Source organism: Serratia sp. BNK-23, assembly GCF_047456145.1.
GTDB classification, from domain to species: domain Bacteria; phylum Pseudomonadota; class Gammaproteobacteria; order Enterobacterales; family Enterobacteriaceae; genus Serratia; species Serratia nematodiphila.
On record NZ_CP179900.1, the window covers coordinates 1,367,786 to 1,390,799 of the forward strand.

Sequence of the window (23,014 nt, forward strand, 5' to 3'; positions counted from 1 at the left end):
TTTTATGGAGAAAAATATGAACTTTCGCCTGACTGGGGTGGCATTCGCAACGGTATTACTGGTGGGCTGTGCCAGCGCGCCAGACAACGATCCGCAAGGGCGTTCCGATCCGCTGGAAGGATTTAACCGGACGATGTTCGACTTCAACTACAACGTCCTGGATCCTTATATCCTGCGTCCGGTCGCGGTGGCCTGGCGCGACTACGTGCCGATGCCGGCGCGTAACGGCATCAGCAACTTCACCTCCAACCTGGAAGAGCCGGCCAGCATGGTCAACGCCTTCCTCAAGGGCGATCCCTACCGCGGGATGATCCACTTCAACCGTTTCTTCCTGAACACCCTGCTCGGGATGGGCGGCCTGATCGACGTGGCCGGCATGGCCAACCCGAAACTGGCGCGCGAAGAACCGAACCGCTTCGGCAGCACGCTGGGCCATTACGATGTGGGTTACGGCCCGTACGTGATGCTGCCGGGCTACGGCAGCTTCACGCTGCGTGACGAAGGCGGCGACTTTGCGGATACGCTGTATCCGATGCTGAGTTACCTGACCTTCTGGATGTCGGCGGGCAAATGGGTGGTCGAGGGTATTGAAACCCGCGCTCAACTGCTGGATTCCGACGGCCTGCTGCGCAACTCCTCCGATCCTTACATCATGGTGCGCGAAGCTTACTTCCAGCGCCACGATTTCATCGCCAACGGCGGTTCGCTCAAGCCGGAAGAGAACCCGAACGCCAAGGCGATTCAGGGCGAACTGGACGAGATCGACTCGCAGTAACCGCCGGCCTTATGCCCATGAAAACCCGCCGTCTGGCGGGTTTTTTTACGCCCGCGGCGAGCGACAGGCAAAGAAAAAGCGCCCCGCGGGGCGCTTTGGCATCCATCTCAGGCGAGATTAGAAGCGGTAGTTGAAGTTGGCGCCGTACAGCCAGGCCTTGCCTTCGGAGGTGAAGGTGTAAGGACCTTCATTGATGGTGACTTTCTGGCCGTGCATGTAGGACACGCCGACGTCAACCGAGGCGTCTTTGTTGAACGCATAGGTGGTACCGGCACTCAGCCAGAAACGGTCCTGATCCGGAATGGAGATCGAACGGTTTTGGGCAGGCACCGGGCTGTCATCGAAGGCGATACCGGTACGGAAGGTCCAGTTATCGTCGTAGAAGTAGGTGGTGCCCAGCGCGATGCGGTAAGCGTCTTTGAAGCCTTCATGCTTCTGGAACAGCGTCTGGCCGTTGTTGCCGGTGGCTTTCAGCTCCTGGAACTGGCTCCAGCTGGTGTAGGCCAGGCTGTAGTGGATAGCCCACTGCGGCGCCACTTTGTTGTAGCCGGACAGTTCCCACATTTCCGGCAGGTGCAGGCTCAGAGAACCCGGAATGGTGGTGCCGTTGGTGCCCCACGGCAGACCTTTAGAGGCCAGCAACGGGTTGAAGGCTGAAGGCAGGCTGCTTTTGTAATCGCCGTCAAAGTCGATTTTCACTTCTGAGCGATAGGTGAAGCCGTAACGGTTGTTTTCATCCACTTCGTACAGAATACCGGCGTTCCAGCCGAAGCCCCATTCGTCGCCTTTCAGGTGCGAAATCTGGGTATCTGCCGGGATCTGCGAAACCGGGCCGGCCAACTGCGGCGGTAACTGGCCCGATCCGGCGATCAGTTTTGGCAGATCGCCGGCATAGCGCTCGAGTTTGGCCTTGGCATAAACGGCGTCAAAGCCCAGACCGAAGCTGAAGTTCTTGTTCAGGCGATAAGCGCCGCTCAGGTTAAGGTTCAAGGTTTCCAGGTCGGTTTTGCCGCCCATGGAACCCGCCGCGTAACCGTCGTTGTATTCGGTCGCCAAACCGAAGTTGCTGGTGACCGAGCCGCCTACGGCGAATTGATCGTTAATCGGGTGAACATAATGCAGGTTCGGCACCCAGGCGGTCGGCGCGATGTTTTTCGCATCCAGACTGGCGCTGGAAGGGGATTGGCCACTGATATCGACGTCCGGATCGATGAAGACTGCGCCGAAAGAGAGTTCCGGGCGGGTATACATCATCAGCAACGCCGGGTTGCGGCTTGCGGAGGCCGCCGTATCCGCCATGGCGCCTTCGCCAGAATACGAACGTCCTAAACCAGCTGATGAGAACTCATTCAGCTGGAATCCTGCGGCAGACACGTTTGAAGAAATAATTGCCACTGCAGCTGCGAGAGCTGATTTAGTCAATAGGTTTTTCTGGCTCATGACCAAAACCTCATTATGTGTTTATTATTTAAACTATTGTTACACGAAGTAACAAGGAGCGCGGGATTGTAGGGTCCGTTATCGTTCAGACAAATCAGACCAGTGGCTGAAGTATAGGTCTGACCTGTGAAAATGTTGCAAGTTTGTTTTTGAAATATTTCCAACCTGATATCAAAAAAGAGATCTGCTTAACAAAAAGCCAGCGGTAAATAACAAAATTCTTACCATTCCTTAGCAGTCGCTCATTTTTATTTGTGATTTCCATCACTTAAAACACCCAGTAAAAGTAAGTGCTAGTGATTGCCGGCGCGGAAGCGTAAAATACCTGCAGAATTTTGTGGCTTTGTGCCGGTGAGTGAAACGGCAATTTGGGCTGATAACCGAGGCCCTTGAGGAGAACCAATCATGTCAGATGCAATTAATAAATGCAGCGCCCAGGAAACCGCCGCGTGTTGCTGCGTGGATGTCGGCACCGTGATGGATAACACCGATTGCACCGCATCCTACAGCCAGGTGTTCAGTAATCAACACGATGCGGAGGCGATGTTGGCGGCCCTGAGCGAAAAGGCGCGCGCGGTCGAATCCGACCCTTGTGACATCAGCAGTAGCATTAAACCGGTTGACGGCGGCGTGCAATTGGAGGCCGATTTCACCTTCGCCTGCCAGGCGGAAACTCTGATCTTCCAGCTCGGCCTGCGTTAATCCCGACTTTACCCCCGGCGCCGCCTGTTGTGCGCCGGGGATTTCCTTTCCCGTACCCCCTCCCGATAGAAAGTGCGCCTGCTCGCAGTTTTGATCTCTGCCGGTTTGCCAAATGTAACCGTTTGGTTAACAATGACCTCATCAGGTCAGACCTCTTTCTGCCCATTGCGCTGACGTTATTTTCTTCAGGAGCATTTATGAGTAAGGCACTGCCGTTGGTGACCCGTCATGGTGACCGCATTGCGATTGTGAATGGACTGCGTACCCCCTTTGCCAAACAGGCGACCGCCTATCACGGCATTCCGGCGGTGGATTTAGGGAAAACGGCGGTGAGCGAGCTGTTGGCGCGCAGCGGTATCGATCCGCAGCTTATCGAGCAGTTGGTGTTCGGCCAGGTGGTGCAAATGCCCGAGGCGCCGAACATCGCGCGTGAAATCGTGCTGGGCACCGGCATGAGCGTCCATACCGACGCCTACAGCGTGTCGCGCGCCTGCGCCACCAGCTTCCAGGCGATCGCCAACGTGGCGGAGAGCATCATGGCCGGCAGCATCAGCGTCGGCATCGCCGGCGGGGCGGACTCTTCTTCCGTCTTGCCGATCGGCGTCAGCAAGGCGTTGGCGCGCACGTTGGTGGACGTCAACAAGGCGCGCACGCTGTCGCAGCGCCTCAAATTGTTCAGCCGGCTGAAATTCCGCGATCTGATGCCGGTGCCGCCGGCGGTGGCGGAGTATTCCACCGGCCTGCGCATGGGCGATACCGCCGAACAGATGGCGAAAAGCCACGGCATCACCCGTGAAGCGCAAGATGCGCTGGCGCACCGTTCCCACGAGCTGGCGGCCAAGGCCTGGCGGGAGGGGTGGCTGCGCGATGAGGTGATGACCGCCTACGTGCCGCCATACCGCGCGCAGCTTTCCGAAGACAACAACATCCGTAAAGACTCCAGCCTGGCGTCCTACGCCAAGCTGAAACCGGCGTTCGATCGCAAACACGGCAGCGTCACTGCGGCCAACAGCACGCCGTTGACCGACGGCGCGGCGGCGGTACTGATGATGAGCGAATCGCGCGCCAAAGAGCTGGGCCTGCAGCCGCTCGGCTATCTGCGCAGTTTCGCTTTCGCCGCCATCGACGTGTGGGAAGACATGCTGCTGGGGCCTTCCTACGCCACGCCGCTGGCGCTGGATCGCGCCGGCATCGGTCTGGCCGATCTGACGCTCATCGATATGCATGAAGCTTTCGCCGCGCAAACGCTGGCTAACCTGAAGATGTTCGCCAGCGAAGCGTTCGCCCGTGAGAAGCTTGGCCGCAGCCAGGCGATCGGCGAGGTGGACATGGACAAATTCAACGTCCTGGGCGGTTCCATCGCCTATGGCCACCCGTTCGCCGCCACCGGCGCGCGCATGATCACCCAGACGCTGCGTGAGCTGAAACGCCGCGGCGGCGGGCTGGGCCTGACCACCGCCTGCGCCGCCGGCGGGTTAGGGGCCGCGATGATCGTGGAGGTGGAATAATGAGTTTCGAAAACGCATTGCATGAACAGCGCGCCAAACCGTCGGCCTTTCAACTGACGATCCGCCCCGACAACATCGGGGTGATCACCATCGACGTGCCGGGCGACAAGGTCAATACGCTCAAGGCCGAGTTCGTCGAACAGGTGAACGACGTGCTGATCCGGGCGCAGCAGCACACTGCACTGGAAGGGCTGGTGATCGTTTCCGGCAAGCCGGACTCGTTTATCGCCGGCGCCGACATCACCATGATCGCCGCCTGCACCAGCGCCAAAGAGGCGGAAACGCTGGCCAAGAAAGGGCAGAGCACGCTGGCGCAGATCGCCGCTTTCCCGGTGCCGGTGGTAGCGGCCATCCACGGCGCCTGCCTGGGCGGCGGGCTGGAATTGGCGCTGGCCTGCCACGGCCGCGTCTGTTCGCTGGATGACAAAACCGCGCTCGGTCTGCCGGAAGTGCAGCTGGGCCTGCTGCCGGGCTCTGGCGGCACTCAGCGCCTGCCGCGCCTGATAGGCGCCGCCAAGGCGCTGGACATGATCCTGACCGGCAAGCACATTCGCGCCCGCCAGGCGCTGCGCATGGGGCTGGTGGACGACGCCGTGCCGCAATCGATCCTGTTGCAGACCGCCATCGAGCGGGTGAAACAGGGCTGGAAACATCAGCGCGAGCTGCCGTGGCAGGATCGCCTGCTCAACGGCCCGCTGGGCAGAAATCTGCTGTTCAGCATCGTGCGCAAGAAAACGTTGGCGAAAACCCACGGCAACTACCCGGCGGCGGAGCGCATTATTCAGGTGGTGCGCACCGGGCTGGATCACGGCAGCGCCAGCGGCTATGAGGCCGAAGCGCGCGCCTTTGGCGAGCTGGCGATGACGCCGCAGTCGGCGGCGTTGCGCAGCCTGTTCTTCGCCTCCACCGCGCTGAAAAAAGAGCGGGGCGGCAATGCTCAGCCGCATGCCCTGCATCGCGTCGGCATTCTCGGCGGCGGCCTGATGGGCGGCGGCATCGCCTGTGTCACCGCCACGCGCGGCGGTTTGCCGGTGCGCATCAAAGACATCAATGAAACCGGCATCAATCATGCGCTGAAATACAGCTGGGACGTGCTCGGCAAACGGGTACGCAGCAAGCGCATGCGCCCGGCGGAGCGGCAAAAGCAGATGATGTTGATCTCCGGCTCCACCGATTACACCGGCTTCGAGCAGGTGGATATCGTGGTCGAGGCGGTGTTTGAGGATCTGGCGCTGAAGCAGAAAATGGTGGCCGAGGTCGAAGCGAACTGCGCGCCGCATACCGTGTTCGCCTCCAACACCTCTTCGCTGCCTATCGGCCACATCGCCGAACAGGCCCAGCGGCCGCAGCAGGTGATCGGTCTGCACTACTTCAGCCCGGTGGATAAAATGCCGCTGGTGGAAGTGATCCCGCACGCCGGCACCAGCGAACAAACCATCGCCACCACCGTAGCGCTGGCGCACAAGCAGGGCAAGACCGCCATCGTGGTGGGCGACAGCGCCGGTTTTTATGTCAACCGCATCCTGGCGCCGTACATCAACGAAGCGGCGCGCTGCCTGCTGGAAGGCGAGCCCATTGAATCGCTGGACAAAGCGCTGGTGGACTTCGGCTTCCCGGTCGGCCCTATCACCCTGCTGGATGAAGTGGGCATCGACGTCGGCACCAAAATCATTCCCGTGCTGGTCGAGGCGCTGGGGCCGCGTTTCGCCGCGCCGGCCGCGTTCGATGCGGTGCTGAAAGACGGGCGCAAAGGGCGCAAGAACGGCCGCGGCTTCTATCTCTACCCGAGCGAAGGACAGCAGCGTCAACGGCGTAAGCGCGCGGATACCTCATTGTATACGTTGCTCGGCGTCACGCCGAAGGCGCACATGCTGCCGGCGACCGTCGCCCAGCGCTGCGTGATGATGATGCTGAACGAAGCGGCGCGCTGCCTGGATGAAGGCGTGATCCGCAGCGCGCGCGACGGCGATATCGGTGCGGTGTTCGGCATCGGTTTCCCGCCGTTCCTCGGCGGCCCGTTCCGCTATATGGACGAGCTCGGCGCCGAGAAAGTGGTGAAGACGCTGGACTACCTGCGCCAGCAGCACGGCGAGCACTTCGCGCCGTGCGAGCGCTTGCAGCGCATGGCGCAGCAGGGCGAGCGCTTTTACCCGTTGGGGAGCTGAACGCAGGGCGGCCCGATTTGCACTATAGTTGCAACAGGGCCGCGTTGTGATCGCCATCACTCCTTGCGACAGCGTCAGCCGGTGAGGCTGTACAGCAAGGCTGAGGCAGCGGTAAGTTAGCTTGACCGCCATCAATAAATTTCATGGCGGCAAGGTTAAAATTTAACCCGTTGAATTGATTGTTCTGTGAGCAATCGAGGTTTGCCCGGGGAGGGTTGCTGTAAAAAACAGCGTTTTCTTTAGGCAAACTTTCAGGCAAAATGCCCGGCCGCCATAAAGAGACGGCGCGTTATCGTTTTAAAGCTTTGGCTTTGGGTTGGAAAACTCGGCGGTACAGCACGCACGGCGTTTCTGTATAGCGTTACTTTGTCAACAACAGCGGTGCAATATGCAAGTTTTGATTATGCGTCACGGAGAGGCGGCGCTCGAGGCAGCCAGCGATGCGGTAAGGCCCCTTACCCTGTGCGGCCGCGACGAGTCCCGTCAGATGGCGGCCTGGTTGAACACCAAGTCTGTGGATATTGAACGCGTGCTGGTCAGCCCCTATCTGCGGGCCGAACAGACGCTGGCGACGGTGCGTGAAGCCTTGACGCTGCCGGAGGGCGAAGAAGTGCTGCCCGAGCTGACGCCGGGCGGCAACGCCGAACAGGTCGGCAGCTATCTGCAGGCGCTGGCGATGCAAGGGGTGAGCTCGGTGCTGATCGTGTCGCACCTGCCGCTGGTGGGGTATCTGGTGGCGGAACTGTGTCCGGGCGAGTGCCCGCCGATGTTCGCGACCTCGGCGATCGCCAACGTCGATCTGCCGGCGGACGGCAGCTACGGCAAGTTTGAATGGCAGGTCAGCCCATCGCAGGTGATGGCCAAAGTGTGAACCGCGGATGCGGTGCGGAATAAACTCAGGGCGATGTCTGACATCGCCCTGAGTCGTTTCTGAGGGGGGCTACTCGGCCAGCTCCACCAGCAGCAGGATGGCGGCGTTGCCACCCCATTCCTTCGGCGCCTGGTGGAACGCCAGCACGTCGGGGTGCTGCGCCAGCCACAGCGGCGTTTGCTGCTTGAGGATGTGTTTGCCGTGCCCGTGCATCACACAGGCGCAGTGCACGTGCTCGCGTTTGCAGGCGGCGATCAGCGCCCCCAGCTCCTGCTTGGCCTGCAGCTGGGTCAGGCCGTGCAAATCGAGAAACAGCTCCGGCGAGTAATCGCCGCGCCGCAGCTTCTTCAGCTCATACGGGCTGCTGCCGGGGCGCACGTAGCGCGTCGGGCCTTCCTCTTCCAGCTGCGGCTGGTATTCATCTGAAAAATAATAGCTGGCATCGACCTGCTCCTGCAGCAATCGCTGCGGCGCAATCTGTTTGACCTTGGGCTTCGGCGGGCGGTGGACGATGGTGTCCTGGCGCAGCTTTTTCGCGCCCGCCACCGACTCTCTGAAGAGCTGTTGTTCGTCTTTGCTCAGAGGGGGCTTGTTCTTCATGCTTCATTCACCGGAAATCGTTTATTTCGCTAGTTTACCTTGTGAATGAGCGCTGTCGACGCAAAACTCGGGCCAGAGTGAAAAGCGCGAGGGGCAAGCGTGATTTGTCGCGGGCTTCATGGCAAACTATGCGGCTAAATCATGAAACACAGCGCCTGCCGGAGGGCAAATTGGACAAAATTTTCGTCGACGAAGCAGTGAACGAACTGCACACCATTCAAGATATGCTGCGCTGGACGGTAAGCCGCTTCAACGCCGCCAATATCTATTATGGTCACGGAACCGATAATCCGTGGGACGAAGCGGTGCAATTGGTGCTGCCAAGCCTGTTCCTGCCGTTGGACATTCCGGAGGACATGCACACCGCCCGTCTGACTTCCAGCGAGCGCCATCGCATCGTTGAGCGCGTGATCCGCCGCGTCAACGAACGCATCCCGGTCGCCTATCTGACCAACAAGGCCTGGTTCTGCGGCATGGAATTTTACGTCGACGAGCGCGTGCTGGTGCCGCGTTCACCGATCGGCGAGCTGATCAACGATCGTTTCAGCGCGCTGATCCCTCACCCGCCGCGCCATATCCTCGACATGTGCACCGGCAGCGGCTGCATCGCCATCGCCTGCGGCTACGCTTTCCCGGAAGCGGAAGTGGACGCGGTGGACATCTCCAGCGACGTGCTGGCGGTAACCGAGCGCAATATTCAGGCGCACGGCGTCGAACATCAGGTGATCCCGATCCGTTCCGATCTGTTCCGCGACGTTCCCGCGATCCAGTACGATCTGATCGTCACCAACCCGCCGTACGTCGATGCGGAAGACATGTCGGATCTGCCGCAGGAGTTCCGCTTTGAGCCGGAACTGGGGCTGGCGGCGGGCAGCGACGGCCTGAAGCTGGTGCGCCGCATCCTGGCGTGCGCGCCGGACTACCTGACCGACGACGGCGTGCTGATTTGTGAAGTGGGCAACAGCATGGTACATCTGATGGAACAATATCCGGACATCCCGTTCACCTGGCTGGAATTCGAAAACGGCGGCGACGGCGTGTTCATGCTGACCAAGCAGCAGCTGGTGGATTGCAAGGAACACTTCAGCCTCTATCGCAGCTAAGCCGCATTTCCAAGGCCCGCATGGCGGGCCGCATAACGATAAAAGACTAACGGTAAGGAGCCGTGATGGCAGGAAACAGTATTGGGCAGATTTTCCGCGTCACCACCTTCGGTGAATCTCACGGGGTGGCGCTGGGTTGTATCGTCGACGGCGTGCCGCCCGGCATCCCGCTCACCGAAGCCGATTTGCAACACGATCTGGACCGCCGTCGTCCGGGCACCTCGCGTTACACCACCCAGCGCCGTGAACCGGATCAGGTGCGCATTCTCTCCGGCGTATTCGAAGGCGTGACCACCGGCACCAGCATCGGTCTGATCATTGAAAACACCGATCAGCGCTCGCAAGACTACAGCGCCATCAAAGACGTGTTCCGTCCAGGGCATGCCGACTACACCTACGAACAGAAATACGGTCTGCGCGACTATCGCGGCGGCGGCCGCTCTTCGGCGCGTGAAACCGCCATGCGCGTCGCGGCGGGTGCTATCGCCAAGAAATACCTGCAGCAGAAGTTCGGCGTGCAGGTGCGCGGCTATCTGGCGCAGATCGGCGACGTGACCTGCGAGCTGAAAGACTGGGATCAGGTCGAACAGAACCCGTTCTTCTGCCCGGATCCGGACAAGCTGGAAGCGCTGGACGAACTGATGCGCGCGCTGAAAAAAGAGGGTGACTCCATCGGCGCCAAGGTCAGCGTGATTGCTGAAAACGTGCCGGTTGGCCTGGGTGAGCCGGTGTTTGACCGCCTCGATGCCGATCTGGCGCACGCGCTGATGAGCATCAACGCGGTGAAAGGCGTGGAGATCGGCGACGGGTTCGCCGTGGTGACCAAACGCGGCAGCGAAAACCGCGATGAAATCACCCCGGAAGGCTTCCAAAGCAACCATGCCGGCGGCATTCTCGGCGGCATCAGCAGCGGCCAACCGGTGATCGCGCATCTGGCGCTGAAGCCGACCTCCAGCATTATGGTGCCGGGGCGCACCATCAATCGCCAGGGCGAAGCGGTGGAAATGGTCACCCGTGGTCGCCACGATCCGTGCGTGGGCATCCGCGCCGTGCCGATCGCCGAAGCGATGATGGCGATCGTGTTGATGGATCACCTGCTGCGCCAGCGCGCGCAAAACGGTGATGTGGTTTCCGACGTACCGCGCTGGTAATCGCCATGAAAAACTGGATGTTGGGCCTGGTGGCCCTGACGGCCTCCGCCTCTGCCATGGCGCTGACGCCGTGGCAGAAAATCGATCATCCGGTGGCCGGCGCGCCGCAGGCGGTGGGCGGTTTCGCCAACGGCTGCGTCATCGGCGCGCAGCCGTTGCCGCTGAACTCACCGAACTACCAGGTGATGCGTACCGACCAGCGCCGCTATTTCGGCCACCCGGATCTGCTGGCGTTCATACAGCGCCTCAGCAGCAAAGCGAACCAGAAAGCGCTGGGCACGGTGCTGATCGGCGATATGGCGATGCCGGCCGGCGGGCGCTTCAGCAGCGGCCACGCCAGCCACCAGTCTGGGCTCGACGTCGACATCTGGCTGCAGCTGCCGCGCCAACGCTGGAGCGCGCAGCAATTGCTCAAGCCGCAGCCGATCGACCTGGTGTCGGGCGACGGCAAGCAGGTGGTGGCGAACCAATGGCAACCGCAAATTGAGTCGCTGATCAAGCTGGCGGCGCAGGATGCGGAGGTGACGCGTATCTTCGTCAACCCGGCGATCAAGCAGCGTCTGTGTCTGGACGCCGGCGCCGATCGCGCCTGGTTGCACAAGGTGCGGCCGTGGTTCGGCCACCGTGCGCACATGCACGTGCGCCTGCGTTGCCCGGCCGGCAGCCTGGAGTGCCAGGAGCAGGATACGCCGCCGCCGGGCGATGGCTGCGGCGCCGAACTGGCGAGCTGGTTCGTGCCGCATCAGCCTAACGCGAAGCCGGGCAAATCCGTGCCGCCGCCGTTGCCGCCGACCTGTCAGGCATTGCTGGATCACCATTTCTCAGCGGAATAACTCATGGACTGGTTCGTCATTGGCCCCGAGATGCTCGGGATGTTGTTTGCGGTAGCGCTGCTGGCGGGGTTTATCGACTCTATCGCCGGCGGCGGCGGATTACTGACGGTGCCGGCCTTGCTGGCAGTGGGGGTTCCTCCGGCGCAGGCGCTGGCGACCAATAAGCTGCAGTCGGTCGGCGGCTCCTTCTCCGCCAGTCTGTACTTCATTCGTCGGCGAGCGGTGAACCTCAACGACCAGAAGCTGACGATTTTTCTGACGCTGATCGGCTCGATCGCCGGCGCCATTCTGGTGCAGCATATGCGCGCCGATGTGCTGCGGCAGATGTTGCCGCTGCTGGTGATCGGCATCGGTCTCTACTTCCTGCTGATGCCGCGCCTGGGTGAGGAAGATCGTCAACGCCGCCTCGGCGCCTTGCCGTTCGGGCTGGTGGCCGGCGGCTGCGTCGGGTTTTACGACGGCTTCTTCGGCCCCGGCGCCGGCTCATTCTACGCGCTGGCCTATGTGACGCTGTGCGGTTTCAACCTCGCCAAGTCCACGGCGCACGCCAAGGTGCTGAACTTTACCTCCAACGTCGGCGGGCTGGCGCTGTTCATCATCGGCGGCAAGGTGGTGTGGAGCATCGGTCTGGTGATGCTGGTAGGGCAGGTGCTGGGGGCGCGTTTGGGCGCGCACATGGTGCTGACTCGCGGGCAGAAACTGATTCGGCCGATGATCGTGATCGTCTCGCTGGTGATGAGCCTCAAGCTGCTTTACGACAATCACGGCGCAGAGATTCAGCAGTGGCTGTCCGCCTTCTTGCACGGTTAAAGATGAAGAGGGTGCGCTGCTTACGCGCCCTGTCTTATCGGATATAATGGCCTCTTTATTTTTGTGGTTATAGAATTTTTATGTCAGACACGCAGACCCGTCATCACTATGAGCAGTTGATCGCGATCTTCAATCGCTGCTTCAGCGATGACTACAACACCCGCCTGGTGAAGGGCGATGACGAACCCATTTACCTGCCGGCCGACGACGAATTGCCGTATCACCGCATCGTGTTCGCCCACGGTTTCTACGCCAGCGGCCTGCACGAAATTTCGCACTGGTGCATCGCCGGTGAAGCGCGCCGTCAATTGGTGGACTTCGGTTATTGGTATTGCCCGGACGGGCGCGACGCGCAGACCCAGAGCGAATTCGAAGCGGTAGAGATCAAACCGCAGGCACTGGAATGGATGTTCTGCGTGGCGGCCGGTTTCCCGTTCAACGTCAGCTGCGACAACCTGAACGGCGACTGCGAGCCGGATCGCATTGCGTTCCAACGCAAGGTGCGCGCCCGGGTATTGGCGCTGCTGGAGCAGGGAATACCCACAAGGCCTGCGCGCTTTATTCAGGCGCTGCAATCGTTCTACAATACGCCACCGTTGGCGGCCGAGCATTTTCCGTATCCGGAAGATCTCAACTGACGCCACAGCCCGTTATTTAATGAGGAAATTTGATGATCGCAGAATTTGAAGCGCGCATTTTGGCGCTGATTGATGACATGGTAGAGCACGCCAGCGATGATGAACTGTTTGCCGGTGGCTACCTGCGCGGTCATCTGACGCTGGCGGTGGCCGAGGCGGAAGAGCAGGGCGAACACACCGCCGCAGCGCTGAAAGCGCGGGTGGAGGAGAGCCTGCACAAAGCGATCGCCGCCGGGGAACTCTCGCCGCCGGATCAGATCCTGGTGCGCGGCATGTGGGAAAACCTCTATCAGGCTGCAACCCCTGCCGCCTGATCGTCATGCCGGGGCGCGTCGCCGCGCCCCTCAAGGTTGATTAAACCGCACGTCCTTTCAGCAATTTCCGCACCCACATCCGATTCGGATTCAACGCCGCCAGCAGGCGCGCATCGCCCGGCAACGGCTCGCCGAACAGCTGCGCCGCCAAAATTTCCGCCGCCAGGGGCGCCGAGCACAAGCCGCGCGAGCCTAACCCGCCGATAGCGAACAGGCCGGGATAGACCGGCGCATCGGCGACGGTTTCGCCGCGCTGGTTCTGCCGCTGCAAATCCTGATACTGCGTCAACGTGGCCTGATAGTCCGGCAGCGCGCCGACCATCGGCAAATGATCGCGGGTGGCGCTGCGCACGCCGCAGCGCGCCTGCTGAGCGCTGACGTCCACCTGCTGCGGCCAGGCCTGTTCCGGCAGGCAGCGCAGCAGGCGTTCACGGTTTTCCTGTTGCTCCTGCTCGCGGTAGTCGGTGGCGATGTCGCCGCGCTGATAGCTGGCGCCGATGCAGTGCTGGCCGTTGTTGGCATTAACCGGCGTCAGGTAGCCGTCGTAACACAAGACCTGTTTCAATTGACCGAGGGCCGGCGAGCTTGGGATATGCGACACCTGCCCGCGTACCGAATACAGCGGCAGGGCTTCCGTCGGCGCCAGTTCGGCCAGCCGGTGGCCGTTGGCCAGGATCACCGTCGCATGGCTGCGGCTTTCGCCGTGGGCGAAATCGATGCGCCAGCCGTTTTCTTCCTGCGTCAGCCTCTGTGCATCGTGCCGGTAGTGGCAGACCAAGCCCTGACGCTGCGCCAGCGCGATAGCGCCGCGCGTCAGCTCGGCCGGGCACAGCCAGCCGCCTAGCGGGTAGGTGATGCCGCCAAAGCCGGTATCGACGCCGCACCGATCGCTGAGCGTCTCGCGGTCGGCCGCCGTCGCCAAGGCCTGCGGCCAGTCGGTTTTCAGCATATTGGCGATCTTGGCGCCGCTTTTGTCGTCATAGGCCAACTGGCTGACGCCGCACCACTGGTGATCAAAGGCGACGCCTTGTTGCAACAGCGCGTCGTACTGGCGACGGGCGAAGGGAAACGCGGCGCTGAAGAAACTCTCCAACACGTCGCCGCTGCCGTTCAGTAAAGGATAAATCGCGCCCTGGCGGTTGCCGGATGCGCCTTCGGCCGCCTGCTCATCGGCGCAGTACAGCGTGACGGTGGCGCCGCGCCGCAGCAAGGCCAGCGCAGTGAGCGCGCTGGCGACGCCGCCGCCGATCAGGGCGACGTCGGCGGTGTTGTCCGCCGCCGGGCGTCGATACCAGGGCGCCGGATGTGCGGCGGGCTGCGTATCGGCCGGGAGTTCGCCGGCGAGCATCTCACGCTTTTGGCCGAAGCCTTTGCAGCGGTTGACCTGAAAACCGGCCTGTTGCAAGCCGCGACGCACGAAGCCGGCGGCGGTAAAGGTGGCGAAGCTGCCTCCCGGCCGGGCGAAACGCGCCATGGCGGCGAACAGTTGATCGGTCCACATGTCGGGGTTTTTTGCCGGTGCGAAGCCGTCGAGGAACCAGGCATCCACCTGGTTATTCATGCTGGCGTCAAACTGCGGCAGCAGATCGTTGACGTCGCCGAACCACAGATCGAGCGTAATGCGGCCTTCGGCCAACAGCAGGCGATGGCACCCCGGCAACGGCAGCGGCCATTGGGCGCGCAGTTCGTCGGCGTAAGGCGCCAGCTCCGGCCAGCGCGCATGCGCCGCCGCCAGGTCAGCCTGCTGCAGGGGAAATTTTTCGAAGCTGATAAAGTGCAGGCGCTGCAGCGTCGCGTCCGGCTCGGCCTGGCGGAAGCCGGCGAAGGCCTGCCACAGCGTGAGGAAATTGAGCCCGGTGCCGAACCCGGTTTCCGCCACGACAAACAGCGAGCGCGGATGGGCGGCGAAACGTTGCGGCAGCCGATTGCCGTGCAGGAAGACGTAGCGGGTTTCTTCCAGCCCATCCTGATTGGAAAAATAGACGTCATCAAACTGTTTCGAAACAGGTGTACCCTGTTCGTTCCAGGTTAGCGTTGCGGTTTGGATGGGGGCGTGGTTCACGGTCAATGGCTCGAAATTCAAGGGATGCCGCGAATTCTAACGGCGCTGGCGCCCCGGCGCAAACTGGACGACAATAAAGCTGAAAAACGCTGATCGGACTTGTTCGGCTTACATCTGTACGCTAAAGTGCGATGCAAAATCCCGTAGGTAAATAGTGGAAGAGGTATTGAATGAAACGTGCAGTGATTACTGGCCTGGGAGTTGTCTCCAGCATTGGTAATAACCAGCAGGAGGTCCTGGCAAGCCTGCAGGAAGGACGTTCTGGGATCACTTTCTCCCAGGAGCTGAAAGATTCCGGCATGCGTAGTCACGTATGGGGGCAAGTTAAGCTCGACACTACCGGCCTGATCGACCGCAAGGCGGTGCGTTTCATGAGCGACGCTTCCATTTATGCCTTCCTGGCGATGCAAGAAGCGATCGCTTCTTCCGGTTTGAAGGAAGAAGAGTATCAAAACAACCCGCGCGTGGGCCTGATCGCCGGTTCCGGCGGCGGTTCTCCGCGCTTCCAGGTGTTCGGCGCCGATGCGATGCGCAGCCCGCGTGGCTTGAAAGCGGTTGGCCCATACGTGGTCACCAAAGCCATGGCTTCCGGCGTTTCCGCCTGCCTGGCGACGCCATTCAAAATCCACGGCGTGAACTACTCCATCAGCTCCGCTTGCGCGACCTCCGCACACTGCATCGGTAACGCGGTTGAGCAAATCCAGCTGGGCAAACAGGACATCGTGTTCGCCGGCGGCGGCGAAGAGCTGTGCTGGGAAATGGCCTGCGAGTTCGATGCGATGGGCGCGCTGTCCACCAAGTACAACGACACGCCGGAAAAAGCCTCTCGCACCTACGACGCCGATCGTGACGGTTTCGTCATCGCCGGCGGCGGCGGCATGGTGGTGGTTGAAGAACTGGAGCACGCGCTGGCGCGCGGCGCACATATCTACGCAGAAATCGTTGGCTACGGCGCAACGTCTGACGGCGCCGACATGGTTGCACCTTCGGGCGAAGGCGCAGTGCGCTGCATGAAGATGGCGATGCAGGATCTGGACGCGCCGATCGACTACATCAACGTGCACGGCACCTCCACACCGGTGGGCGACGTGAAAGAGCTGGGCGCCATTCGCGAAGTGTTCGGCGACAATACCCCGGCCATCTCCTCCACCAAGGCGATGACCGGTCACTCGCTGGGCGCCGCGGGCGTGCAGGAAGCGATCTACAGCCTGTTGATGCTGGAGCACGGCTTTATCGCACCGAGCATCAACATCGAAACCCTGGATGAACAGGCGGTCGGCATGAACATCGTGACTCAGCCGACTCAGCGCGAGCTGACCACCGTGATGTCCAACAGCTTCGGCTTCGGCGGCACCAACGCCACCCTGGTGATGCGCAAACTGGCGAAATAATTCCGCCTGAGCTTCACCTCGCCATCAAGCCCGCGTTTTCGCGGGCTTTTTACTGCCCTAAGCCCATTTGACGGGCGCTCGGAGTTTTCCCAAATCACATCCCCTGACACATCATTACCTCGCCATTACACGCGTTGGGCATACAATAGCCTGGTAGCATGATTATCGCTCGGCGTAGCTTTCTAAAGTGATCGAACATTGAGGCAAGAAGTATGAAAAAGTTAATTGCGGTTGGGTTACTGTCGGCCGTGTTGGCCGGATGCGCCACCGATTCTCCCTGCGTGCCGGTCTATGATGACCAGGGGCGTCTGGTGCACACCAACACCTGCATGAAGGGCACCACTCAGGATAACTGGGAAACCGCGGGCGCGATCGCCGGCGGCGCGGCGGCGGTTGCCGGTCTGACCCTTGGCATCATCGCGCTGACCAAGTGATCGGCGCGGAACAGGACCAAGCCCGGCCATTGCGTGCCGGGCTTTTTTTATCTCACTGCACCAAAAACGCTTTGAACTGCGGCGTCATCACGGCGCTGAAGCCGTCGTCGGTTTTACTGATCAGGTAGACCGCCAGCCCTTTCTCTTCCGCGAGCTGCAACGCTTTCTCCGGGCCCAGCACCATCAAACCGGTATCCCAGCCGTCGGCCTCGAGCGCGGTCGGGGCGATCACCGTGGCGGAAACCAGCCGGTGGTTGATCGGCCTGCCGGTGGTCGGATCGATGACATGGGAGTAGCGCTGGCCGTTTTGTTCAAAGTAGTTGCGATAGCTGCCGGCGGTGCTGATGCCGTAACCGTGCAGATCCACCAGCGCCTGTACCGCATTTTCACGGTCGGTCGGCTTTTGGATCGCCACCCGCCAGGGCTTGCCCTGGCCGTTGACGCCACGTGAAGAGACCGCACCACCGACCGATACCAGGTAGTTGGTAATGCCGTGACGGTTCATCAGGCGCACCAGCTCATCGGCGCCATAGCCTTCGCCCAGCGTCGAGAGATCGACATACATGCCCGGCAGATCTTTTTGCAGCCACTCCCCGCGGTTGTCGCTGATCAGCTTCAGGTGCTGCAGGCCGGTGCGCTGCTTTGCCGCGTCGATCTGCGCCTGTTCCGGCACCTTGACCGGATGTTTGTCGGGACCGAACCCCCACAGGTTCACCAAGGGGCCGACGGTGATGTCCATGGCGCCGCCGGTATCGCGGCCGATGCGTTGAGCCATCAACACGATGTCCGCCATGCCGCGCGGGATAGACTGCGGTTCGAGGCTAACATTGCGGTTAAACCTCGACAGCACCGAATTGGCGCGGTAGGTCGAGATGTCGTCGTTGGCCCGTTCGAGCACCGTGTCGATCTGCCGCTGCAATTCTTGTTTGCCGATCGCGACGTCACCGCTGACTTTTACGCTGTAGAAAGTGCCCATGGTTTTGCCGTCAATATCGATTTGCGGGCGGGAGGAGGCGTCGTCGCAGGCGGCGAGCAGGGCGCATAAGGCGCTCAACAGCGCTCCTTTGGCGAACAGGGAAGCCATAACATGTCCTTTGAAACCGTGAAAGCCGCTACAAATAAAGTAATGCGCGGCAAATGGAAAGCGGATAAAGGTAAAATAGCATTTTGCTGGCGCTGAAGCCGCGTCTGAGCTAACGTCTGCCCATTCTTTTCGGTGAGGTTCACACTGCCGCTATGAGTTCAACCGCCATTTCCCGGCTCATCCATCCCTTTGCCAAAGACCGTTTCTTGCATGCATTGCTGCTGGCCGGCGTGGCGATGTTCGCCTTTCATCCGCAGCCGCTGGCAGCGCTGGGTGGTTTTATCGACGGCCGTACCCTCATCACCCTGTTGGGGCTGATGCTGCTGACCAAAGGGGTGGAGGTCAGCGGCTACTTCGATTTTGTCGGCCGCAAGATTATCAACCGCTTGCACAGCGAACGGCGGCTGGCGCTGTTCCTGGTGTTCTCCGCCGCGCTGTTGTCGTCATTTCTGACTAACGACGTAGCGCTGTTTATCGTCATTCCGCTCACCATCACGCTGAAAAAGCTGTCGGCGCTGCCGGTTGGCCGCCTGATCATCTTCCAGGCGCTGGCGGTGAACGCCGGTTCGTTGCTGACGCCGATCGGCAACCCGCAAAATATCCTGCTGTGGAGCCGCTCCGGCCTCTCTTTCCTCGGCTTCATCGGCCAGATGGCGCCGTTTGGCGCCGCAATGATGTTGAGCCTGCTGGCGCTGACCTGGTTCAGCTTCCCGGCGCGCGACATCGTGAAAACGCCGAATACCGAGGGCTATCCCTACCAGCGGCCGCTGTTGCTGAGCTGTGTAGGGCTGTATGCGGTTTTCCTGCTGTGTCTCGATTTCGATCTGCCGTTGTATGGGCTGCTGGCGGTGTTCGCCGGTTTCTTGCTGCTGGCGCGCCGAGTGCTGTTGCAGATCGACTGGAGCCTGATTTTCGTGTTCGCCGCCATGTTCATCGATGTCGGCCTGTTTACCCGCCTGCCGCCGCTTCAGCCGGCGTTCGCCGCCATCGCCGGGCTGAGCGAGGGGAGCGTGTATGCGTTGGGCGTCGGGCTGTCGCAGATCGTCAGCAACGTGCCGGCCACCATACTGTTGCTCAACTATGTGCCCTCCAGCGCTCAGCTGGCCTATGCGGTCAACGCCGGCGGCTTCGGGTTGGCGATCGGATCGCTCGCCAACCTGATTGCGTTGCGCATGGCGGGGGAGCGCAAGATCTGGTTGCGCTTCCACTATTATTCGCTGCCGCTGTTGGCATGGGCCGCGTTGCTCGGCTGGGTGATGAGCTAAGCCGGTTGGCCGCTTTGCCGCGCGGCCAGCAGGCAAATGCTGCGGGTCACCTGATAGGATTTCACGAAGGCGCTGACGGGTAAAAACTCGAAGCGCGAGTGGAAGTTATGCGCGCCGGTGAAGTAATTGGGCGTCAGGATGCCGCGGTTGGAGAGCGCCGCGCCGTCGGTGCCGCCGCGCATCGGGATCACCTTCGGCGGGATGCCGTGGGCGGCGAGGGCGCCGAAGATCAGATCGATAGCGCGCCGGTCCTCGCCGATGGCGTTGCTGATGTTGCTGTAGATGTCGCTGACGCTGCAGCTGACGTTGGCGCGCGGATAGTTGGCCGCCACCTGGCGCACCGTCTCCTCAAGGCGGGCCTTGCGCGCCTCGAACGCCGCGCGATCGAAGTCGCGAATCGACACCTTCAGCGTCGCCTGATTGGCGTTGGCGGCCAGATCGGTGAACCAGAAATAACCCTCGCGCCCCTCGGTGTGCTCTGGGGTATCCTGCACGTCGAATCGATTGATGATGTCGTTGGCGATGCGTATCGGGTTGATTAATACGTTTTTCGCCGACATCGGGTGGGCGGTCACCCCCTCGATGCGGATCTCCGCCGCCGCCGCGTTGAAATTCTCGTACACCACTTCACCCAGTTCGCAGCAGTCGATGGTGTAGGCGAAATCGACGGGGAAACGCTGCAGATCCAGCGCTTTGGCGCCGCGCAGGCCGATCTCTTCGTCCGGCACGAACGCCACCACGATATCGCCGTGGCGATCGGCTGCGGTCAGGTTGGCCAGCAGCGTCATCACCACGGTGACCGCCGCCTTATTGTCGGCGCCCAGCACGCTGGTGCCGTCGCTGAACAGGATCTCTTCGTTTCGGTAGGGCAGGATCTCCGGATGCTCGGCGGTACGCAGCCAGATGCCTTGCTCGGCGTTCAGGCATAAATCTTCGCCGGTGAAGCGCAGGCGCTGCGGGCGAATCTCGGGTGACAGGCCGACGTCCACGGTGTCGATATGCGTGATGAAGCCGATGCGCGGCGCGCCGGGTTGGGTGCCGGGCTTGCGGGCGGTGACGGTGGCGTGCTCGTCGATCTGCACGTCGGCCAGGCCGAGCCGGCGCAGCTCGTCGGCCAACAGTTGCGCCATCTCATGCTGCCCCGGCGTGCTGGGCAGGGTGGCTGCGGCGGCGTTGCTCTGGCTGGTCACCGCCAGATAGCGGAAGAAACGTTCGGTAAGCTGTTCGGCAATCGGGCTGGTCATCGGAACTCCTCGCGGTTGGCAATCTACCGGTTTTAAAACGAAATCAGCCGTTTGTCCAACGGTGCAATGCGTAAACCGCCAGAATGCGAAGCATCGCGCAGAAACGAAAAATAGCGGTGCAACTAGGAAATAGTCGCAGGTTTCTGCGGCAAAATCGGTGTTAGCTGTGGGCCAGGAAGCGCCCACATAACACTTATCTGTCCCTCAAGGAGAATTCATGCACACCGGTCACGCTCTGCTTATCACCTTACTGTCCCTGGGCATCTCTCACAGCGCCTGGTCGTCTGCCGATACCGGGCACGCCAACAGCAACGCCAACAGCCGCGAAGTGGCCAGCGCGTTGGGCGGCCTGAAGAACAAAACCTACGAACTGGAGCAGGCGCCGAAGATCCGCGTCGCCAGCTTCAATATCGCCGCCGGCAAGGTCAGCGACATGACCGCCATCGCCAAGGCGATTCGCGCGATGAATGTCGACGTGGTGGCGCTGCAGGAGGTGGATAAACTCACCGCCCGCAGCGGGCGGGTCGATCAGGCGGCGGAACTGGCGAAACTGACCGGCATGCAGGCGGTGTTCGGCCGGGCGATCGATTTCGACGGCGGCGAATATGGTTTGGCGTTTCTGTCGAAGTATCCGCTGCACGATGCCGTGATCTATCCGCTGCCGTCCGGCCAGCGCGAACAGCGCATCGCCTTCAGCGCCAAGGTCGATGTGCCGGAGTTCCCGACGCCGATCACCCTGTTCAACACCCACCTCGATACCAAGGAAGATCCGACGATGCGTCTGGATCAGGTACGGGAGCTGAACGATCGCACCATCGAAGTGCGCGGCATCAAGCTGCTGTTCGGCGATATGAACGATGTGCCGGGCAGCGTCACCTGGCTGGAGCTGAGCCGCTATTGGAACGATATCATGCCCAACGGGCAGGACGGCCGCAGCTGGCCGGCGGAAAACGCCGAGATCAAGGTGGATTACATCTTCACCGGCAACGCGCAGCGCTGGCATCTTGACAGCCTGACGGTGCCGAACGCCAGCGGCGACTGGAACGGCGTGCATTGGCCGGCGGTGAGCGACCACCTGCCGCTGGTGGCGGAGATGCGCCTGACCGAACAATAAGCCGATCGGCGTCCCATTGGGGCCAGGCTAAGCCACGGTGATCCGCGCCAGCCGCTCGACGGCGCAGCGGATCTCGCCCGGCGTCAGGGCCGAAAAGCCCAGCAGCCACCCGTCGCGCTGCGCCTGAACCGTTTGGTATTGCGCTGTTAACCCGGGCGTAAGGATGCCGAGCCGCCGCGCTTGCCGGCTGAGCGCTGCCTCCTGGCCGGGCGGCAGCCAGACGCTGAGCTGCAGGCCGCCGGCGGCGGGAGCGGGGGTGGCGAAGTGGTCGAGTTTTTCGCGTACTGCCGCCAGCAACACATCGCGCCGGCTATGGTAGAGTTGGCGCATGTAGCGGATATGCGCGGCGAAGTGCCCCTGGCGGATGAATTCGGCGGTGACCGCCTGCATCAGCTGCGCGCTGTGGCCGTCATACACCGTGCGTGCGGTGACGAACGCTTCAACCAGCGTGGGCGGTACGATCAGGTACGCCAACCGCAGCGAAGGGAACAGCGATTTGGAGAAGGTGCCGAGGTACAGCACCCGGCCACGGCGATCCAGACCCTGCATCGCCGGTATCGGCAGGCCGTCGTAATGAAACTCGCTGTCGTAATCGTCCTCAATGATCCAGGCCTGCTGCTTTTCCGCCAGCGTCAGCAGTGCCAAGCGGCGCGCCAGGCTGAGCGCTGCGCCGGTTGGGTATTGGTGCGAGGGCGTCAAATAAATCAAACGCGGCTCGGGCAAGGAGGGCTCAGCGCGCAGGCCGTCGCTGTCTACCGCCACCGGCGTCAGGGCGGCGCCGGCGCTGATAAAGGCGTTTCTCGCCCCGGCGTAACCCGGTTCTTCCATCCAGACGCTGTCGCCGCTGTCCAGCAGCAACGTGGCGATCAGCTGCAGCGCCTGCTGTGAACTGGTCAGCACGATAACCTGGTTTGCATCGCAGATTACGCCGCGCGTTTGGTTGACGTGGGCGGCAATCGCTTCACGCAGCGGCAAATAGCCCTGCGGGTCACCGTAGCGCAGCAGGCTTTCTCCCTGTAGCCGCAGGCGCTGTGCGGTCAGTTGCTTCCACAAGGCTAGCGGAAACGCGCGCAGATCCGGCGAGCCGGCGGCAAACGCCTGTGGCTGCTGCGGATCGCGGCAGCCGCCGGTTTGCACGATCTGTTGGCCGCGTTGCGAAAGGCGCGGCATGGCGGTGCGAGGCGGCGGCGGCAGCGATTTGGCGATGCGGATAGCCACAAATGTGCCCTGGCCGACGCGGCGCTGCAAATACCCCTCCGCCTCCAACTGGCCGTACGCTGCTTCGACGGTCACCCTTGAGAGTTTCAGATCCCCAGCCAGCACTCGGCTGGAGGGCAGGCGTTGCCCAATGTTCAATGCGCCGTGGTGGATGGCCTGCCGCAATGCTGCACAAAGACGTTCGCGCAGCGTGCCGACGGCCTGGGGCGATTGCTGAAACAGCGTGATCAGCGTGTGCCGCATAATGGGTCTTATCATCTGTGGATAATGGGTATCAATCATAAGACCAAAA

At 61.6% G+C, this 23,014-nt stretch carries 21 protein-coding genes; 15 read left to right on the forward strand and 6 right to left on the reverse strand.

Features of this window, described 5'->3' with window-relative positions; all coding sequences use genetic code 11:
- The first annotated feature begins 16 nt into the window (after positions 1-16).
- On the forward strand, positions 17-775 hold the full coding sequence (gene mlaA / locus ACMGF9_RS06460) for a phospholipid-binding lipoprotein MlaA (protein WP_021505590.1): 759 nt from the start codon (positions 17-19) through the stop codon (positions 773-775).
- A gap of 117 nt (positions 776-892) precedes the next feature.
- On the opposite strand, the gene fadL is transcribed toward mlaA, so the two are convergent.
- Positions 893-2,215, reverse strand: coding sequence for a long-chain fatty acid transporter FadL (gene fadL, locus ACMGF9_RS06465; protein ID WP_414160607.1), 1,323 nt, complete (start codon positions 2,213-2,215; stop codon positions 893-895).
- Between the two features lie 405 nt (positions 2,216-2,620).
- On the opposite strand from fadL, the gene ACMGF9_RS06470 reads away from it, so the two are divergent.
- From ACMGF9_RS06470 to sixA, 4 genes are all read left to right on the forward strand, one after another.
- Positions 2,621-2,917 (forward strand): YfcZ/YiiS family protein, encoded by a 297-nt coding sequence (locus tag ACMGF9_RS06470; protein ID WP_004936240.1) that lies wholly within the window; start codon positions 2,621-2,623, stop codon positions 2,915-2,917.
- 197 nt (positions 2,918-3,114) lie between these two features.
- Positions 3,115-4,425 (forward strand): acetyl-CoA C-acyltransferase FadI, encoded by a 1,311-nt coding sequence (gene fadI, locus ACMGF9_RS06475; protein WP_004936237.1) that lies wholly within the window; start codon positions 3,115-3,117, stop codon positions 4,423-4,425.
- Positions 4,425-6,590: a fatty acid oxidation complex subunit alpha FadJ gene (gene fadJ / locus ACMGF9_RS06480; protein ID WP_015378619.1), complete on the forward strand. Its 2,166-nt coding sequence runs from the start codon at positions 4,425-4,427 to the stop codon at positions 6,588-6,590. Before fadI ends, fadJ begins: the two co-directional genes overlap by 1 nt.
- Positions 6,591-6,978: 388 nt before the next feature.
- Positions 6,979-7,461, forward strand: a complete 483-nt coding sequence (sixA, locus tag ACMGF9_RS06485; RefSeq protein WP_004936230.1) for a phosphohistidine phosphatase SixA — start codon at positions 6,979-6,981, stop codon at positions 7,459-7,461.
- 69 nt (positions 7,462-7,530) lie between these two features.
- Here the strand turns inward: sixA and smrB are convergent, their stop codons facing one another.
- Positions 7,531-8,061, reverse strand: coding sequence for an endonuclease SmrB (gene smrB / locus ACMGF9_RS06490; protein ID WP_004936226.1), 531 nt, complete (start codon positions 8,059-8,061; stop codon positions 7,531-7,533).
- A gap of 170 nt (positions 8,062-8,231) precedes the next feature.
- Here smrB and prmB point away from each other — a divergent pair, with 170 nt between their 5' ends.
- The 6 genes from prmB to ACMGF9_RS06520 all read left to right on the forward strand — a co-directional run bounded on the left by prmB (position 8,232) and on the right by ACMGF9_RS06520 (position 12,910).
- Positions 8,232-9,164: a 50S ribosomal protein L3 N(5)-glutamine methyltransferase gene (gene prmB / locus ACMGF9_RS06495; RefSeq protein WP_015378618.1), complete on the forward strand. Its 933-nt coding sequence runs from the start codon at positions 8,232-8,234 to the stop codon at positions 9,162-9,164.
- 65 nt (positions 9,165-9,229) lie between these two features.
- Entirely contained in the window at positions 9,230-10,315 is a 1,086-nt protein-coding gene (gene aroC, locus ACMGF9_RS06500; RefSeq protein WP_004936219.1) for a chorismate synthase, read from the forward strand.
- Positions 10,316-10,320: 5 nt separating this feature from the next.
- A complete protein-coding gene (gene mepA / locus ACMGF9_RS06505) occupies positions 10,321-11,148 on the forward strand; it encodes a penicillin-insensitive murein endopeptidase (RefSeq protein ID WP_088381817.1) in 828 nt (275 codons plus the stop codon).
- 3 nt (positions 11,149-11,151) lie between these two features.
- Positions 11,152-11,958, forward strand: a complete 807-nt coding sequence (locus ACMGF9_RS06510) for a sulfite exporter TauE/SafE family protein (RefSeq protein ID WP_414160608.1) — start codon at positions 11,152-11,154, stop codon at positions 11,956-11,958.
- 80 nt (positions 11,959-12,038) lie between these two features.
- Positions 12,039-12,596 carry an elongation factor P hydroxylase gene (locus ACMGF9_RS06515; protein WP_015378615.1) on the forward strand — a complete coding sequence of 186 codons (558 nt, stop codon included), beginning with the start codon at positions 12,039-12,041 and terminating at the stop codon, positions 12,594-12,596.
- Positions 12,597-12,628: 32 nt separating this feature from the next.
- Positions 12,629-12,910 carry a YfcL family protein gene (locus tag ACMGF9_RS06520; protein WP_004936209.1) on the forward strand — a complete coding sequence of 94 codons (282 nt, stop codon included), beginning with the start codon at positions 12,629-12,631 and terminating at the stop codon, positions 12,908-12,910.
- 40 nt (positions 12,911-12,950) lie between these two features.
- On the opposite strand, the gene mnmC is transcribed toward ACMGF9_RS06520, so the two are convergent.
- Positions 12,951-14,972 carry a bifunctional tRNA (5-methylaminomethyl-2-thiouridine)(34)-methyltransferase MnmD/FAD-dependent 5-carboxymethylaminomethyl-2-thiouridine(34) oxidoreductase MnmC gene (gene mnmC / locus ACMGF9_RS06525; protein ID WP_414160609.1) on the reverse strand — a complete coding sequence of 674 codons (2,022 nt, stop codon included), beginning with the start codon at positions 14,970-14,972 and terminating at the stop codon, positions 12,951-12,953.
- A 170-nt stretch (positions 14,973-15,142) separates the two neighbouring features.
- Here mnmC and fabB point away from each other — a divergent pair, with 170 nt between their 5' ends.
- Together fabB and ACMGF9_RS06535 are read left to right on the forward strand one after the other, a co-directional pair.
- A complete protein-coding gene (gene fabB, locus ACMGF9_RS06530; protein ID WP_004936203.1) occupies positions 15,143-16,363 on the forward strand; it encodes a beta-ketoacyl-ACP synthase I in 1,221 nt (406 codons plus the stop codon).
- 212 nt (positions 16,364-16,575) lie between these two features.
- Entirely contained in the window at positions 16,576-16,797 is a 222-nt protein-coding gene (locus tag ACMGF9_RS06535) for a hypothetical protein (RefSeq protein ID WP_004936201.1), read from the forward strand.
- Positions 16,798-16,849: 52 nt separating this feature from the next.
- Here ACMGF9_RS06535 and apbE read toward each other — a convergent pair whose 3' ends face one another.
- Positions 16,850-17,881 (reverse strand): FAD:protein FMN transferase ApbE, encoded by a 1,032-nt coding sequence (gene apbE / locus ACMGF9_RS06540; RefSeq protein ID WP_021505583.1) that lies wholly within the window; start codon positions 17,879-17,881, stop codon positions 16,850-16,852.
- 152 nt (positions 17,882-18,033) lie between these two features.
- On the opposite strand from apbE, the gene ACMGF9_RS06545 reads away from it, so the two are divergent.
- Complete coding sequence (locus tag ACMGF9_RS06545) at positions 18,034-19,146, forward strand: SLC13 family permease (protein WP_060559993.1); 1,113 nt, start codon at positions 18,034-18,036, stop codon at positions 19,144-19,146.
- On the opposite strand, the gene pepT is transcribed toward ACMGF9_RS06545, so the two are convergent.
- The gene (gene pepT / locus ACMGF9_RS06550; protein ID WP_075684721.1) at positions 19,143-20,390 is read right to left on the reverse strand and encodes a peptidase T; all 1,248 of its coding nucleotides are present in this window, start codon (positions 20,388-20,390) and stop codon (positions 19,143-19,145) included. The genes ACMGF9_RS06545 and pepT overlap by 4 nt on opposite strands.
- A gap of 217 nt (positions 20,391-20,607) precedes the next feature.
- On the opposite strand from pepT, the gene ACMGF9_RS06555 reads away from it, so the two are divergent.
- On the forward strand, positions 20,608-21,504 hold the full coding sequence (locus ACMGF9_RS06555; protein WP_015378611.1) for an endonuclease/exonuclease/phosphatase family protein: 897 nt from the start codon (positions 20,608-20,610) through the stop codon (positions 21,502-21,504).
- 27 nt (positions 21,505-21,531) lie between these two features.
- Here the strand turns inward: ACMGF9_RS06555 and ACMGF9_RS06560 are convergent, their stop codons facing one another.
- Positions 21,532-22,965 (reverse strand): PLP-dependent aminotransferase family protein, encoded by a 1,434-nt coding sequence (locus ACMGF9_RS06560; RefSeq protein ID WP_351006336.1) that lies wholly within the window; start codon positions 22,963-22,965, stop codon positions 21,532-21,534.
- Positions 22,966-23,014 lie beyond the last annotated feature (49 nt).

What these genes read in the sequence shown, in the direction of transcription:
- apbE (WP_021505583.1), bottom strand. Translation starts at nt 17,881, where the DNA reads ATGGCTTCCCTGTTCGCCAAAGGAGCGCTGTTGAGCGCCTTATGCGCC.
- ACMGF9_RS06555 (WP_015378611.1), top strand. Translation starts at nt 20,608, where the DNA reads ATGCACACCGGTCACGCTCTGCTTATCACCTTACTGTCCCTGGGCATC.
- mlaA (WP_021505590.1), top strand. Translation starts at nt 17, where the DNA reads ATGAACTTTCGCCTGACTGGGGTGGCATTCGCAACGGTATTACTGGTG.
- smrB (WP_004936226.1), bottom strand. Translation starts at nt 8,061, where the DNA reads ATGAAGAACAAGCCCCCTCTGAGCAAAGACGAACAACAGCTCTTCAGA.
- ACMGF9_RS06545 (WP_060559993.1), top strand. Translation starts at nt 18,034, where the DNA reads ATGAGTTCAACCGCCATTTCCCGGCTCATCCATCCCTTTGCCAAAGAC.
- fadJ (WP_015378619.1), top strand. Translation starts at nt 4,425, where the DNA reads ATGAGTTTCGAAAACGCATTGCATGAACAGCGCGCCAAACCGTCGGCC.
- fabB (WP_004936203.1), top strand. Translation starts at nt 15,143, where the DNA reads ATGAAACGTGCAGTGATTACTGGCCTGGGAGTTGTCTCCAGCATTGGT.
- ACMGF9_RS06470 (WP_004936240.1), top strand. Translation starts at nt 2,621, where the DNA reads ATGTCAGATGCAATTAATAAATGCAGCGCCCAGGAAACCGCCGCGTGT.
- ACMGF9_RS06560 (WP_351006336.1), bottom strand. Translation starts at nt 22,965, where the DNA reads ATGCGGCACACGCTGATCACGCTGTTTCAGCAATCGCCCCAGGCCGTC.
- ACMGF9_RS06520 (WP_004936209.1), top strand. Translation starts at nt 12,629, where the DNA reads ATGATCGCAGAATTTGAAGCGCGCATTTTGGCGCTGATTGATGACATG.
- aroC (WP_004936219.1), top strand. Translation starts at nt 9,230, where the DNA reads ATGGCAGGAAACAGTATTGGGCAGATTTTCCGCGTCACCACCTTCGGT.
- ACMGF9_RS06510 (WP_414160608.1), top strand. Translation starts at nt 11,152, where the DNA reads ATGGACTGGTTCGTCATTGGCCCCGAGATGCTCGGGATGTTGTTTGCG.
- ACMGF9_RS06535 (WP_004936201.1), top strand. Translation starts at nt 16,576, where the DNA reads ATGAAAAAGTTAATTGCGGTTGGGTTACTGTCGGCCGTGTTGGCCGGA.
- sixA (WP_004936230.1), top strand. Translation starts at nt 6,979, where the DNA reads ATGCAAGTTTTGATTATGCGTCACGGAGAGGCGGCGCTCGAGGCAGCC.
- fadL (WP_414160607.1), bottom strand. Translation starts at nt 2,215, where the DNA reads ATGAGCCAGAAAAACCTATTGACTAAATCAGCTCTCGCAGCTGCAGTG.
- ACMGF9_RS06515 (WP_015378615.1), top strand. Translation starts at nt 12,039, where the DNA reads ATGTCAGACACGCAGACCCGTCATCACTATGAGCAGTTGATCGCGATC.
- fadI (WP_004936237.1), top strand. Translation starts at nt 3,115, where the DNA reads ATGAGTAAGGCACTGCCGTTGGTGACCCGTCATGGTGACCGCATTGCG.
- pepT (WP_075684721.1), bottom strand. Translation starts at nt 20,390, where the DNA reads ATGACCAGCCCGATTGCCGAACAGCTTACCGAACGTTTCTTCCGCTAT.
- mepA (WP_088381817.1), top strand. Translation starts at nt 10,321, where the DNA reads ATGAAAAACTGGATGTTGGGCCTGGTGGCCCTGACGGCCTCCGCCTCT.